Origin of the sequence: Micromonospora sp. C41 (assembly GCF_018070485.1) — a bacterium.
Lineage (GTDB): Bacteria > Actinomycetota > Actinomycetes > Mycobacteriales > Micromonosporaceae > Micromonospora > Micromonospora chalcea.
Genome location: NZ_JAGPXP010000003.1, coordinates 223,056 through 237,470 on the forward strand (window position 1 = coordinate 223,056; position 14,415 = coordinate 237,470).

The 14,415-nt window shown below is 72.6% G+C and carries 11 protein-coding genes; 7 read left to right on the forward strand and 4 right to left on the reverse strand.

Annotated elements, in window-relative coordinates; translation table 11 throughout:
- Positions 1-11: 11 nt before the first annotated feature.
- The 4 genes from KBX43_RS05090 to KBX43_RS05105 all read left to right on the forward strand — a co-directional run bounded on the left by KBX43_RS05090 (position 12) and on the right by KBX43_RS05105 (position 3,218).
- The gene (locus tag KBX43_RS05090; protein ID WP_043325928.1) at positions 12-437 is read left to right on the forward strand and encodes a MarR family winged helix-turn-helix transcriptional regulator; all 426 of its coding nucleotides are present in this window, start codon (positions 12-14) and stop codon (positions 435-437) included.
- Between the two features lie 110 nt (positions 438-547).
- Positions 548-2,137, forward strand: coding sequence for an MDR family MFS transporter (locus tag KBX43_RS05095; protein WP_069088753.1), 1,590 nt, complete (start codon positions 548-550; stop codon positions 2,135-2,137).
- Between the two features lie 2 nt (positions 2,138-2,139).
- The gene (locus KBX43_RS05100; RefSeq protein ID WP_043325931.1) at positions 2,140-2,628 is read left to right on the forward strand and encodes a universal stress protein; all 489 of its coding nucleotides are present in this window, start codon (positions 2,140-2,142) and stop codon (positions 2,626-2,628) included.
- Between the two features lie 62 nt (positions 2,629-2,690).
- A complete protein-coding gene (locus KBX43_RS05105; RefSeq protein ID WP_064447034.1) occupies positions 2,691-3,218 on the forward strand; it encodes a DinB family protein in 528 nt (175 codons plus the stop codon).
- A gap of 6 nt (positions 3,219-3,224) precedes the next feature.
- On the opposite strand, the gene KBX43_RS05110 is transcribed toward KBX43_RS05105, so the two are convergent.
- From KBX43_RS05110 to KBX43_RS05120, 3 genes are all read right to left on the reverse strand, one after another.
- The gene (locus tag KBX43_RS05110; RefSeq protein ID WP_043325934.1) at positions 3,225-3,842 is read right to left on the reverse strand and encodes an HAD-IA family hydrolase; all 618 of its coding nucleotides are present in this window, start codon (positions 3,840-3,842) and stop codon (positions 3,225-3,227) included.
- Positions 3,839-7,438, reverse strand: a complete 3,600-nt coding sequence (smc, locus tag KBX43_RS05115; RefSeq protein ID WP_210883500.1) for a chromosome segregation protein SMC — start codon at positions 7,436-7,438, stop codon at positions 3,839-3,841. Before smc ends, KBX43_RS05110 begins: the two co-directional genes overlap by 4 nt.
- Positions 7,439-7,753: 315 nt before the next feature.
- Positions 7,754-7,948, reverse strand: a complete 195-nt coding sequence (locus KBX43_RS05120; RefSeq protein ID WP_013284566.1) for a hypothetical protein — start codon at positions 7,946-7,948, stop codon at positions 7,754-7,756.
- A gap of 373 nt (positions 7,949-8,321) precedes the next feature.
- Here KBX43_RS05120 and KBX43_RS05125 point away from each other — a divergent pair, with 373 nt between their 5' ends.
- From KBX43_RS05125 to KBX43_RS05135, 3 genes are all read left to right on the forward strand, one after another.
- A complete protein-coding gene (locus KBX43_RS05125; protein ID WP_210883502.1) occupies positions 8,322-9,506 on the forward strand; it encodes a CAP domain-containing protein in 1,185 nt (394 codons plus the stop codon).
- Between the two features lie 78 nt (positions 9,507-9,584).
- Entirely contained in the window at positions 9,585-10,454 is an 870-nt protein-coding gene (locus tag KBX43_RS05130; RefSeq protein ID WP_210883504.1) for an endo alpha-1,4 polygalactosaminidase, read from the forward strand.
- A gap of 226 nt (positions 10,455-10,680) precedes the next feature.
- Complete coding sequence (locus KBX43_RS05135; protein ID WP_174537918.1) at positions 10,681-11,943, forward strand: ISL3 family transposase; 1,263 nt, start codon at positions 10,681-10,683, stop codon at positions 11,941-11,943.
- 151 nt (positions 11,944-12,094) lie between these two features.
- Here KBX43_RS05135 and KBX43_RS05140 read toward each other — a convergent pair whose 3' ends face one another.
- On the reverse strand, positions 12,095-14,311 hold the full coding sequence (locus KBX43_RS05140; protein ID WP_210883506.1) for an MMPL family transporter: 2,217 nt from the start codon (positions 14,309-14,311) through the stop codon (positions 12,095-12,097).
- Positions 14,312-14,415 lie beyond the last annotated feature (104 nt).

Here is a 14,415-nt window from a genome sequence, read left to right on the forward strand (position 1 = left end):
ACCCTCTGAGCGTGGACGAGACGCTGCGCGCCGTGGAGCACGAGTTGACCGCGTTGCTGCGCAGGGGCCGGGCGCTGTCCTGGGAGATCGCCCGCGAGGTCCACCCGAACCTGGAGCCCAACGCGTACGGCCTGCTGCTCTGGCTGCGGCGGTCGGGGTCGATCCGGCTCACCGACCTGGCCGTCAAGCTGGGCATCGGCAAGGGCACGCTGAGCCGGCAGATCGGCGGGCTGGAGGCGCTGGGCCTGGTACGCCGCGACCCGGACCCCACCGACCGCCGGGCGGCCCAGCTGAGCCTGACCGAGGAGGGCACCCGGCGGTTCGACGCGGCCCGGGCGGCGCGACTCGGACAGATCAGGCGTTCGCTGGAGAGCTGGCCGAAAGAGGACGTGGCGGACCTCGCCCGGCTGATGCACCGCTTCAACGAGTCGTTCTAATCTTCCGGCGAGGGGGAACAAACCCGACCCGGCAAGAGTTGTTGCTCAAGGCAACGGCTTCTACGGTTGCCCAAGGCAACCTTTCTCCCCCGCTCCGGAGGCAATCCACGATGACCCAGGCGACTGCGCCCGCGCGGGCGACCGCCGTCGACATGTCCCACCGCCAGATCCTGGAGGCGCTCTCCGGCCTGCTGCTGGGCATGTTCGTCGCGATCCTCTCCTCCACGGTCGTCTCCAACGCGCTGCCGCGGATCATCACGGACCTGCGCGGCGGCCAGTCCGCGTACACCTGGGTGGTCACCTCGACGCTGCTGGCGACCACCGCGACCACGCCCATCTGGGGCAAGCTGTCCGACCTGTTCAGCAAGAAGCTGCTGGTCCAGATCTCCCTGGTGGTCTTCGTGCTGGGCTCGGTGCTCGCCGGGCAGGCCCAGACCACCGGCGAGCTGATCGCCTGCCGGGTGGTGCAGGGCGTCGGCGCGGGCGGCCTCACCGCCCTCGCCCAGGTGATCATGGCGACGATGATCGCCCCGCGCGAGCGCGGCCGGTACAGCGGTTACCTCGGCGCAGTGATGGCAGTCGGCACCATCGGCGGCCCGCTGATCGGCGGCGTGATCGTGGACACCTCCTGGCTCGGCTGGCGCTGGTGCTTCTACGTCGGCGTGCCGTTCGCCGTACTCGCCCTGATCGTGCTCCAGCGGACGCTGCGCCTGCCGGTGGTCAAGCGCGACGTGAAGATCGACTGGTGGGGCGCCACCCTCATCACCGCCGCCGTCTCGCTGCTGCTGGTCTGGATCACCCTGGCCGGCGACAAGTACGACTGGATCTCCTGGACCAGCGGCGCCATGGTGGCCGGCGCCGCGCTCCTCGGCGCGCTCGCCGTCCGGGTCGAGAAGCGCGCCGCAGACCCGATGATCCCGCCGCGGCTGTTCCGCAACCGCACCATCACGCTCGCCGTGATCGCCAGCATCGCCGTCGGCGTCGGCATGTTCGGCGCCTCGGTGTTCCTCGGGCAGTACTTCCAGATCAGCCGCGGCGCCAGCCCCACCATGTCCGGCCTGATGACGCTGCCCATGATCGGCGGCCTGCTGGTCTCCTCGACGGTGGTCGGCCGGATCATCACCAGCACCGGCCGCTGGAAGAGCTGGCTGGTCATCGGCTCGGTGCTGCTCACCGCCGGCTTCGCGCTCATGGGCACCATGCGGGCCGACACGCCGTACTGGCGCCTGGCCGTGTTCATGGCGCTGATCGGTCTCGGCGTCGGCATGAGCATGCAGAACCTGGTGCTCGCCGTGCAGAACACGGTCCGCCCGGACGAACTCGGCGCGGCCAGCTCGGTGGTGTCCTTCTTCCGCAGCCTCGGCGGCGCGATCGGCGTGAGCGCGCTCGGCGCGATCCTCGGGCACCGGGTCACCGGCTACCTGGCCGACGGTCTGAGCCGCCTCGGCGTCCCGGCCTCCGGCTCGGGTGGCGGCGGCTTGCCCGACGTGCACACGCTGCCCGGGCCGATCCGGGACGTGGTCGAGGCCGCGTACGGGCACGCCGCCGGTGACATCTTCCTGGCCGCCGCCCCGTTCGGGCTGCTCGCCCTGATCGCGGTGGTCCTCATCCGGGAGGTCCCGCTGCGCCGCTCCAACGCCGAGCCGGTCCCCGCCGGGCCCGAGAAGGCCGCGGCGATCCCGGCCGGAACGCGGGACTGACCATGGACGCCGCGGAACGTGAACGGTACGGCCCGCGGACCCGGCCGTCGCCCTACGAGCGGGGTACGGACGGGCCGCGGGTGGTGCTCGTCGGCGTGGACGGCAGCCGCACCTCGATGCGTGCCGCCGCGTACGCCGCCGGACTGGCCCGGCGGCAGGGCGCCACGCTGGTGGCGGTGTTCGTCAGCTCGCCGGCCTCGTACAGCGCGATGCTCTCCGGCGTGGTGGCCGGCGCGGTCCAGCAGACCCACGACGAGCTGGCCGCCGAACTGCGCGCGGAGTGCCGGCGCGGGGCCGAGGAACTGGACCTGCCGGTGACGTTCCTGTGCCGGCGCGGCGACGCCTACACCGAGCTGTGCCGGGCCGCCGACGAGCACCGCGCCGACATGGTGGTGGTCGGCTCGTCCGAGCAGGCCGGGCACAAGCTGGTCGGCTCGGTCGCCACCCGGCTGGTCCGTACCGGCCGGTGGCCCGTCGTCGTGGTGCCCTGAAAGGAAGGGCCCCCTGTTAACGCCTCGCGTTGTGCAGGGGGCCCCTCTTAACATCTGCGCCCATGACCTGGACCGTGCCTGAGATCGACCGCCGCCACGAGCCCTACGTCGCCGACGAGCGCACCATGCTCGAAGGCTGGCTCGACCACCATCGCGACACCCTGGTGCACAAGTGCGCCGGACTCACCGCCGAGCAACTGCGTACCCGCAGTGTCGAGCCCTCCGGGCTGACGCTGCTCGGCCTGGTCCGGCACATGGCCGACGTGGAGCGGTGGTGGTTCCGCATCCGCGCCGCCGGCCAGGACGTGCCGACGCTCTACGACTACAGCGTGGACCCGGACGCCGACCACAACGACGTCGCCGACGCCGACCCGGCCGAGGCGTTCGCCACGCTGCGCGCGGAGATCGAGGCGGCCCGGGAGGCGGTCGCCGGCCTGCCGCTGGAGCACACCTTCCGCCATCGCCGGGGCGACACCGTCAACGACGTCAGCCTCCGCTGGGTCTACGTCCACATGATCGAGGAGTACGCCCGGCACAACGGCCACGCCGACCTGATCCGGGAACGCATCGACGGCGTCACCGGCGCCTGAGCCGGATCAGTACGCCAGCGCCGCCCGCAGGTAGCGCAGGTCGGCCGGGCCGCTCCAGCGGTGGGCGGACAGCCCGGCCACCCGGGCGCCGGCCACCGAGCGGTCCTCGTCGTCGACGAACAGCACCCGCCCCGGTGGCGTCTCCAGCGCCTCGCAGGCGGCCTGGAAGTACTCCTTCGCCGGCTTGTGCACGCCGACGACAGAGGAGTTGACGATCACGTCCAGCTCGTCGGTCAGGTCGAGCGCGGCCAGGTCGGCGTCGAGCAGGTCGGTGGCGTTCGTGCCCAGACCCACCCGGATGCCCGCGGCCCGCACCTCGCGGACGAACGCCAGCACCTCCGGGTCCACCTCGCCGCGGTAGCTCTGCCACTCCTGGACCGCCGCGCGGGCCCGGTCCGCGCCGACCGCGGGGGTCAGCGCGTCGGCCACGCTCACCATCCACTGGGCGTGGCTGACCTGGCCGGTCAGCACCGGCTGGAGCAGACCCCAGGACATCGCGATCTCACCGAGGACGCCCTCGGTCAGCCCGTACTCCCGCTCGACGCCGGCGGCCACCGCCGGATCCCAGCGGCGCAGTACGCCGTCGAAGTCCACCAGGAGCGCCGTGGCGCGTTCCCGACTCACTCGCTCGTCACCTGTTCCTCGTCGTCGGCCCGGTTGAGCCGCTGGCTGATCACCTGGGTCACACCGGCGCGCATGGTCACGCCGTACAGCGCGTCGGCGATCTCCATGGTCCGCTTCTGGTGCGTGATCACGATCAGCTGGCTCTTCTCCCGCAACTGTGCCAGCAGCGTGATCAGGCGGCCCAGGTTCACGTCGTCGAGCGCCGCCTCCACCTCGTCCATGATGTAGAACGGGCTGGGCCGGGCGCGGAAGATCGCCACGAGCATCGCCACGGCGGTCAGCGACCGCTCCCCGCCGGAGAGCAGCGACAGCCGCTTGATCTTCTTGCCCGGCGGCCGGGCCTCGACCTCGACGCCGGTGGTGAGCAGGTCCTCCGGGTCGGTGAGCACGAGCCGGCCCTCGCCGCCGGGGAACAGCACCGTGAAGACCTGCTCGAACTCCCGCGCGGTGTCTTCGAACGCGCTGGCGAAGACCTCCAGGATCCGGTCGTCCACGTCCTTGACCACGGTGAGCAGGTCGCGCCGGGTGGCCTTGAGGTCCTCCAGCTGCTCGGAGAGGAACTTGAAGCGCTCCTCCAGCGCGGCGAACTCCTCCAGCGCGAGCGGGTTCACCTTGCCCAGCAGGGCCAGTTCCCGTTCCGCCTTGGCGGCCCGCTTCTCCTGCACCGGCCGCTCGTAGCGGACTGGCTCCGGCACTGGCCGCCCGTCCTTCTCGGCCAGCGCCACGTCCGCGTCGGTGGGCGGCACCAGCCGGTCCGGGCCGTACTCGGCGACGAGCGTGGCCACGTCCAGGCCGAAGTCCTCGGCCGCCTTGGCCTCCAGCTGCTCGATACGCATCCGCTGCTCGGCGCGGGCCACCTCGTCGCGGTGCACCTGGCTGGTGAGCCGTTCCAGCTCGGCGGCGAGGCGCTTGGCCGCGCCGCGTACCTCGGACAGCTCGGCCTCGCGGGCGGCGCGTTCGCGGGCGACGGCGTCGCGGTGCTCCTCGGCCCGGGCGATCGAGACGGTGAGCCGGGTGAGCGCCTCGCGGGCGCCGCCGACCACGGCCCGGGCGATCTGGGCGCCGCGGGCGCGGGCCGCGCGCCGGGCCGCGGCGCGCTCCCGCGCCGCGCGTTCGGCGGTGGCCTGCCGGGCCAGCGAGTCGGCCCGCCCGGCGATCGAGGCCACCCGCTCCTCGGCGGTACGCACCGCGAGCCGGACCTCCATCTCGTTCTGCCGTGCCTGCGGCACCATGGCGGCGAGCTGGTCGCGTTCCTCGGTGGACGGTTCGGCGTCGATCGGGGTGGCCTCGGCCAGCCGCAGCCGTTCCTCCAGCTCGGCCAGCGCCGCGAGGTCCCGTTCCCGGGCCGCCTCGGCGCGTGCCCGGGACTCGCCGAGCCGGTCGGTCTCCGCCTTCGCCGACCGGGCGGCCGCGCCCAGTTCGGCGAGGCGGCGCGCGGCGGCGTTGCGGTGGCTCTCCGCCTCCCGCTTGGCGGCGGCGGCGTGCTGCACGGCCTCCTTGGCGGCGGCCACCTCGGCGCGCGCCTCGGCGAGCTGTTCGCGCAGCTCGGCGGCGGTCCGTTCGGCGGTGGCGCGGTTGGCCCGCGCCTCCTCGACGGCGGCCTGCACCTCGATGAAACTGGGCGCCTTTGCCGACCCGCCCGCCGCCGCGTACGCCCCGACCACGTCGCCGTCGGGGGTGACCGCGCGCAGCTCCGGGTTCGCGGCGACGAGCGCGGACGCGGCGGCCAGGTCGTCGACGAGCGCGACGTCGCGCAGCGCCCGGTGCACGGCCGGCCGGATCTCGGCCGAGCACTCCACCAGGTCGGGCGCCCAGCGGGCGCCCTCGGGCAGCTTCGGGCGCAGCGCGTCCGCGGAGCCGTCCATGCCCGGCCCGGCGGGGCTGCCGACCAGCAGCCCGGCCCGGCCGGCGTCGGAGATCTTGAGCAGCCGCATCGCCTCGACCGCGTCGTCCACGCCGCTGACCGCCACCGCGTCGGCGAGCCCGCCCAGCGCGGCGGCGAGCGCCGCCTCGTCACCGGGCGCGACGGTGAGCAGCCCGGCGAGGCTGCCGAGCAGGCCGGGAACCTGGTCGGCGCGGGCCAGCAGCTCACCGGCGCCGTCCTTGCGGCGCAGGCCCATCGCGAGCGCCTCCTCGCGGGCCTTCCAGGTGGCGGCGTCCTTCTCCGCGGCGCGTTCCCCGTCGGCCAGGCTGCGCACCGCCGCCTGGGCCCGCTCGTGTACGGCCACCGCCTCGTCGTGCCGGGCGTCCAGGTCGGCGTTGTCCCGGTCCGCCTCGGTCGACTGCTCGGCGACCGCGTCCAGGTCGGCCTGAGCCTTCTCGGCCCGGCCCATCGCGTCGGTGTGCGCGGCGGCGAGCCGTTCGATCTCCTCGCCGGCGCTCGTGGTCCGGGCCCGGGCGGAGTTCACCTGGCCGGTCAGGCGGGCCAGTCCCTCGCGCCGGTCGGCGATCGCCTTGGCGGCGGCGACCAGTTCCCGCTCGGCGGCGGCGAGCTGGCGTTCCAGCTCCTGGCGGTGCTCGACCGCCTCGGCCAGCCGGATCTGGTCCTCGGTGAGCGCGGCGCGCAGCTCCTCCTCCTGCTCGCGCACGCGCCGCGACTCCGCCTCCAGCTGTTCCGGGTCGCGGCCGGGGCGCTCGTCGTCACCGGCGGCGCTGAGGTGACGCAGCCGTTCCCGGGCCAGTTGCTCGATCGAGCGGAACCGTTCCTGGAGCGCGGAGAGGCGGTACCAGGTGTCCTGCGCCGCCGCGAGCAGCGGGGCGTCCTCGGCCAGCGCCGCCTCCAGCTCGCCGAGGCGGCCCTGCACCTCGCCGTGCTCTGCCTCGATCAGCTCGCGCCGCTCGCGCAGCGCGGTCTCATCGGCGATCTCCTTGTCCAGTGTGGTCCGCAGCGTGTGCAGGTCGTCGGCGAGCAACCGCAGGCGGGCGTCGCGCAGGTTGGCCTGGATCGCGGCGGCGCGACGGGCCACCTCGGCCTGCCGGCCCAGCGGCTTGAGCTGGCGGCGCAGCTCGGCGGTGAGGTCGGTCAGGCGGTTGAGGTTGGTCTGCATCGCGTCGAGCTTCCGCAGCGCCTTCTCCTTGCGCTTGCGGTGCTTGAGGACGCCGGCCGCCTCCTCGATGAACGCCCGTCGGTCCTCCGGCTTGGCGTGCAGCATGCCGTCGAGCCGGCCCTGCCCGACGATGATGTGCATCTCGCGGCCGATGCCCGAGTCGGAGAGCAGCTCCTGGATGTCGAGCAGGCGGCAGGAGTCGCCGTTGATCTCGTACTCGCTCTCGCCGGAGCGGAACATCCGGCGGGTGATGGAGACCTCGGTGTACTCGATCGGCAGCGCGCCGTCGGTGTTGTCGATGGTGAGGGTGACCTCGGCCCGGCCCAGCGGTGCGCGTCCGGCGGTGCCGGCGAAGATGACGTCCTCCATCTTGCCGCCGCGCAGCGCCTTCGCGCCCTGCTCGCCGAGCACCCAGGCGATGGCGTCGACGACGTTGGACTTGCCGGAGCCGTTCGGGCCCACCACGCAGGTGATCCCGGGTTCCAGCTTCAACGTCGTGGCGGAGGCGAAGGACTTGAACCCCTTCACCGTCAGGCTCTTGAGATGCACCTTCTCGATCCTCGTCCGGTGGCCGCCGTACCGTCGCCGGCTGCGCGGACCTGGTGAACCCGCAGACTAACCCGGGACCGCGACGTCGCCGCCACGCGACCCACCCGGCACCTGCGGTGTCCGCTTTCCGCCCGGCCGTCGCGGTGGGAACGGAAATGCATGATCACAATTACCGGACGCAATTCCGGGCGGTTTCGCAAGATCGAGAATCACGGCGGGAACGGCGAAAAAGGGTACGCACATGGCTGCGCGCCGGCACTTGAGTGTCGGCGCGCTTTTCGGTGTGGTGCGATTCAGTTTTCCGGCGACTGGAGATCAGGTCAGCGCGGGCTCGGCCAGACGGAGGAGGTCGTCGGCCTCCGCCGCTGCCGCCGCGAGCCGATCGTTGTCGGCACGCAGACGCGTGATCTCGAACTCCAGTGCCTGAACCCTGGCACGCAGACGGGTGACCTCGTCGAGCAGGCGCCGGTCGGGCGCTGCGCTTACGTGGCCGTAGAGGGCCTTCGCCATGCTGAACTCCTTGATGTGCGCTGCCGGAAAGGCCGGCCAACGCGCGCCCATGATGTTCGCGGCTACCATTCCCGCTGTATCGGGGCATGGCTGGGCGCGACTGGCGACACCACTATATTGAGCCGAAACCCCCTCCTTCGTCAAGTTGACCAAGGCCGTAGATCATCTCCACGTCGGCCGGGCCACTCGCCGGGGGGCTGCCACAAGGCGCGGACACGCTCTGTCCGGACGCCTTTACTGTACGCCGGAAATGTGTGAACGCCTCACCCTCGGCGGCTGCTTCGCCTTAACTCTTTCTTAGCCACGTTGCCGCAGCTCCGAGCGCGCCCGTAGCGTCACCCCGGCCCGTAACCAACCCGTGGAGGGGACAGGCGTGTACCGCTGGAACGACCCGATCGAACCGGAGGGCGCCCGCCGGCGTCCCGAGCCGTCGACCGACGAGGGTCCGGCGTGGCTCAGCGACCGGCCCGAGCCGCGGTCGTCGTACCTCTTCGGCGACGGAGGGCAGCAGCAGCCCGCCGGCTACGGCCCCGCCGGTTACGGCGCCGAGCCGGCCGGCTCCTACCCGCCGCCCCGCGACCGGTGGAACGGCGAGGAACAGCCCACCGCCGCCTGGCACGGCCAGGAGCAGCCCGCCAATGCCTGGCACGCCCAGGGGCCGGCCAGGACCGGCCACGAGCAGCCCACGGCCGCCTGGCACGGCCAGGAGCAGGCGTGGCACGGCCAGGAGCAGCCGGCCGGTGGCTGGGAGCAGCCCGCGGCGACGTGGCAGCCGGCGGACGACATCCCGGCCGACGAGCCGCGACGCCGCAAGCGGCGCCTGTCCCGGCCCCTCGTGATCGGCGGGGCCGCCGCCGCGGCGACACTCGTGGTGAGTCTCGGCGTGGGCGCCGTCCTGCTGCCCGGCGACGAGCAGGGCACGAAGCGCACCTCCGCCGACGCTCCGGTGGCCGCCGCGCCGCAGGCGCCAGAGGACGCCGGGGACACCCCGGCGGACACGCTCGCTGCCGAGTCGGCGAGCCCGTCGGCCGTACCGACCACGGCCGCGCCGAGCCCGTCGAAGAAGGCCACCCCGCAGCCGAGCCGCAGCACCGCGCCGTCGCGGCAGCAGGAGCGCAGCAGCGCCCCGAGCGGCGGCGGCACCGCGGCCACCAAGGCCACCGCCACGACCGCGCTGAGCGCGGAACTCCAGAAGGTCGTCACGCTGGTGAACCAGGAGCGGGCGAAGGCCGGCTGCAAGGCGCTGACCGTGAACGCCAAGCTGAACCTGGCCGCCCAGCGGCACAGCCAGGACCAGGCGGACCACAAGAAGATGGACCACAACGGCAGCGACGGCAGCAAGCCCTGGGACCGGGTGAAGCGCGCCGGCTACAACTACAGCATGGTGGGCGAGAACGTCGCATGGGGCTACCAGAGCGCGGCCGAGGTGATGGACGGCTGGATGAACTCCGAGGGGCACCGGAAGAACATCCTCAACTGCGGGTACACCCAGATCGGGATGGGTCTGGCGCGCAGCAACGGGCCGTACTGGACGCAGGTCTTCGCCACCCCGGCCTGACCCGCGCGTCGTGACCGGCCCGGCGCTCGTTGACCGGTCGGGGGCGGCGTCGGGCCGCCCGCGTCCGGGGAGTCGTCGATGCGGATCCGGCCGGGGTGGGCCGTGCCGCGCGCCCGGCCGGCCCGCGTCCGCCGACGTGGCCCGCGCCGGGGCGTGGCGCTCGCGCTGACCGCGCTGCTGCTCGCCCCGGTGCCGGCCTGCCGGCGGCCGATCACCCCGCCCGGCGCGCCCACGCCCTGGCCGGTCGCACAGGCCGACAGGTGGCGGTGGCAGTGGCAGCTCACCAGCCCGGTGGACGTCAGTGTCGACGCCGACGTCTTCCTCCTCGACCCGGTGGCTACCACCTCGACCGAGACCGCCGCGCTGCGCGAGCAGGGCCGCCGGTTGGTCTGCCACGTCCGGGTCGGCACGTACGCCGCCGACGATCCGGACGCCACCCGCTTCCCCGCCGCCGTACGCGGCGCCGCCGTGCCCGGACGGCCGGGGAGCCGATTCCTGGACGTACGGCGCTGGGACGCGCTGTCACCGGTGCTGGCCGACCGGTTCCGGCTGTGCCGGGGCAAGGGCTTCGGCGCGGTGGCGCTGGCCGACGCGGACGGCTACCGGTACCGCTCCGGTTTCCCGCTGGGCTTCGACGACCAGTTGCTGTTCAACCGGCGGCTGGCCGGGCTGGCCCGCAAGCTCGACCTCTCCCCCGGCCTGGTCGACGACGTGGCGCAGGTGGCCGCGCTGGCGCCCGACTTCGACTTCGCGGTCAACCAGGAGTGCGTACGCCGCCGCGAGTGCGCGAAGCTGCTGCCGTTCGTCGACGCCGGCAAGCCGGTCTTCCACGTCGAGTACACGGGTGAGCCGGCGGATTTCTGCGTCACCTCGGTCGGCTACGGCTTCGCCTCGATCCGCAAGGACCGGCAACTGGACGCCTGGCGGGACCCCTGCGTACTGCCGTGACGCCCCCGTCCCCGGCCACCTGGGCCGATACGGCCACGGAGGTGCCGACACTCTGCGCGACGCCATGGCTCAAGAGATGTACGCAAAAGCGATATACCTGAGAGTCATAATTATGGGTCTTGTGACGTGTCTGTGGGTGGTTGGGCGCGTCGTTGATGGCGCACGCCGTTGTCCTGCCTAGGTTCTGGCTTGTCGAAGGTCAGAACTTGATGGGCGGGAGAACGGCGTGCGTTCTGCCAGGGTATGGGCTGGGCTGCTCGGGGTCGAGCAGGCGGTTGTCGAGGGCGTGGAGTTCGATCCGGTCGAGTCGGTGGTGGTGGCTCGGGTGCGGGTGCGTAAGGGCGCGTCGCGGCGGTGTCCGCACTGTCGTCGGCGGTGTGCCCGCTATGACGCTGGGGTTCGTCGTCGGTGGCGGGCGTTGGATCTGGGCGTGGTGCGAGCGGTGATCGAGGCGCACGTGCCGCGGGTGTCGTGTCCGGAGCACGGGGTTGTGGTCGCGGCAGTGCCGTGGGCTCGGCATGGGGCAGGGCACACCCGGGCGTTTGACCAGATGGTGTCGTGGTTGGCGGTGCATACCGCGAAGTCGGCGGTGTCGCAGCTGATGCGCATCAGTTGGCGCACCGTCGGGGCGATCGTGGCGCGGGTGTGGGCCGACACCGGTGCCGCGGTGGACCGCCTTGAGGGACTGCGCCGTATCGGCATCGATGAGATCAGCTACAAGAAGGGCCACCGCTACCTGACCGTGGTGGTCGATCATGACACCGGCTGGCTGGTCTGGGCCTCGCCCGGCAAGAGCGCGGCGACCCTCAACGCGTTCTTCGACCTGCTCGGCGATGAGCGGGCCGCGAAGATCACGCACGTGTCCGCCGACGGCGCGGACTGGATCACCACCGTTATCCGACGGCGCTGCCCGAACGCCGTGCGCTGCGCCGATGCATTCCACGTCGTGGCCTGGGCCACCGACGCCGTGGACAGGGTTCGCCGCCAAGCCTGGAACGAGGCCACCGGCCGTGGCGCCGGCCGTCGCGGCGTCGCCGTCGGCACGGCCCGCCAGTTGAAGAACACCCGCTGGGCGTTATGGAAGAACCCGGAGAACCTCACCGACGCCCAGCAGGCCAAACTCGCCTGGATCGCCAAGACCCACCCCCGCCTGCACCGGGCCTGGGCGTTGAAAGAAGGCCTCCGACTGGTGTTCACCCTGGCCAAGACCAGCCCGACAGCCGCAGTCGAGGCCCTCGACCGATGGATCGGGTGGGCCCGCCGCAGCCGCATCGACATCTTCATCGACCTACAACGACGCGTCACCCGTCACCGCGACCAGATCATCGCCGCCATCACCCATGGCCTGTCCAACGGCCGCATCGAGTCCGTCAACGCCAAGATCCGCCTCATCACCCGCATGGCCTTCGGCTTCCACTCATCCGAAGCCCTCATTGCCATGGCCATGCTCAGCCTCGGCGGCCACCGACCCGAACTACCCCGCCCATGAACACCCGACCCACACATCCGTCACAAGACCCATAATTATGACTCTCAGGTATATCGCTCACTAGGGGATGCCGTCTCAGCCGCCAGCACGGTCCGGACCGGATGTCAAGCCGCGACGGACATGCCGCGCGGACCGGCGCCCGGACCCGGAATCAGCGGGCGCCGACCAGCTCCGGGGCCGGGGCGGGCGGCGGCTCCACCGCCGGGGCGACGACCGTACGGCGGCGCATGAAGCGTGGCGCCCACCAGTTCGCGTCACCCAGCAGCGTCATCACCGAGGGCAGCACGACCGCCCGGATGATCGTGGCGTCCAGCAGGATCGCCGCCGCCAGGCCGATGCCGAGCTGCTTGAAGTCGATCATGCTGAGCGTGGCGAAGATGGAGAACACCGCCACCATCACCACCGCCGCGCTGGTCACCACCCCGGCCGAGGAGGTGATGCCGTGCGCCACCGCCTCCCGGTTGGGCATGCCCCGGTCGACCGCCTCACGGATCCGGCTGACCACGAAGACGTGGTAGTCCATCGACAAGCCGAAGAGGACCACGAACAGGAACAGCGGCAGCCAGGTGACGATCGCGTCCATCGAGGTGAAGCCGAGCAGCCCTTCCGCCCAGGTGCTCTGGAAGACCAGCACCAGCAGCCCGTACGCGGCCCCGGCGGAGAGCAGGTTCAGCAGGATCGAGGTCAGCGCCACCACCACCGACCGGAACGTCCACGCCATCACCAGGAACGTCAGCGCCAGCACGAACGCGGCGACGATCGGCAGCTTCGCCCAGATGTGGGCGGCGTAGTCCTCGCTGGCGGCCACGCCGCCGCCGACCGCGTACTCCACGCCCGGGATGCCGCCGAGCGTGGCCGGGACCAGGTCCTCGCGCAGCTCGTGCAGCGACCGGGACGCCTCGTCGGAGCGGCTGGCGTGCGGCGTGGCCACCTCCAGCACCGACACCCGCCGGTCCGCCGACACCTGGATCTCCGGGCCGTCCCCCTCGGCCGGCGCGAAGAGCGGGTCCGTGGCGGTCCGGCCGGCCAGGTCGGTGAGCGCGGCCCGTACCCGGTCGGCCTGCTCGGCGGGCGCCCGCACGGCGACCGTGTGGCTGGTGCCGTTGCTCGGGAACGCCGCGGTGAGCCGGTCGTACGCCTGCATGGCGGCGGTGGTGCGCGGCACGTCCTCCGGGCCGGGGAACTTCAGCTTCATGCCGAGCGCGGGCGCGGCCAGCGCGAGCAGCAGCGCCACCGAGATCAGCAGCGTCGCCACCGGCGCGCGCAGCGCCGGCTTGAGCACCGCCGGCCAGAACCGGGGCCGGGCCGACTGACCGGTGCGCGGCGCGGTGAGGCGCCACAGCAGCGGCACCCGCGGCCGGTCCACCCAGCGGCCCAGCTTCGCCAGCAGCGCCGGCAGCACTGTGAGCGAGCCGATCACCGCGACCGCCACCACCAGGATCGAGCCGACGGCCAGCGAGGAGAAGATCGCGTCCTGGGCGAGCAGCAGACCGCCCATCGAGATGATCACGGCGGTGCCGGAGACCACCACGGCGTGCCCGGAGGTCTCCGCCGCGATCTCCACCGCGTCCAGACCGGAGCGGCCCTTCGCTCGTTCCTCCCGCTCCCGCCGCACGTAGAACAGCGAGTAGTCGACGCCGACCGCCATACCGATCAGCAGGATGACGCTGGCGGTGGTGTCGGTGGCCGGCACCAGGTGCGAGGCGAGCGTGGAGAGGCCCATCGCGGCCGCCACCGAGGAGAGAGCCAGCAGCACCGGCACACCGGCGGCGATCAGCGCGCCGAACGCGATGATCAGGATGGCCAGCGTCACCGGCAGGCTGAGCAGCTCGGCGCGCTTGAAGTCCTTGCCGAGCGTGTCGTCGAGCGCCTTGTCGATCGACGGGCCGCCGACCTGCTCCACCCGCAGCTGCGGGTGCGCGTCCTGCACCTTCGCGGTGGTGTCCCGCAGCGGCTGCACCCGGTCCCCGGCGGTGCCCGGGTCGCCCGACATGGTGATCGGCACCAGCAGCGCGCTGCCGTCGCGCGACGGCATCGGCGTACCGATCGACGCCACGCCGTCGACCTGCCGCAGCCGGTCGGCCGCGTCCTGCGCGGCGGCCTTCGCCGCCGTCTGGTCGAGCGAACCCGCGCGGGCGGTGATCAGCACGTTCTCGGTCGCCGGCCGGTCGAACCCGCCACTGTCGACGATCAGCTGTGCCCGCCCGAACTCGCCGATCGCCTGATCCTCGTCGGTCGCCTCGTTCAGCCCGGCGGCGCTGCCGCCCACGAAACACACCGCCACGAAGACCACCCACAACGCGATCGCGCGCCACGGATGCTCCGCACTCCACCGTGCCAGCCGCACGGTCACCGGTCGCCTGCCCATGTTCCGGGTTCCACCCTCCTGATGCCGGCCCTGCGCCGACCCCAGATGACGCTAGGCAGCAGGCGGGGCCCCGGCATCGGGGAACGGCCCCCGCTCGTCCCCGA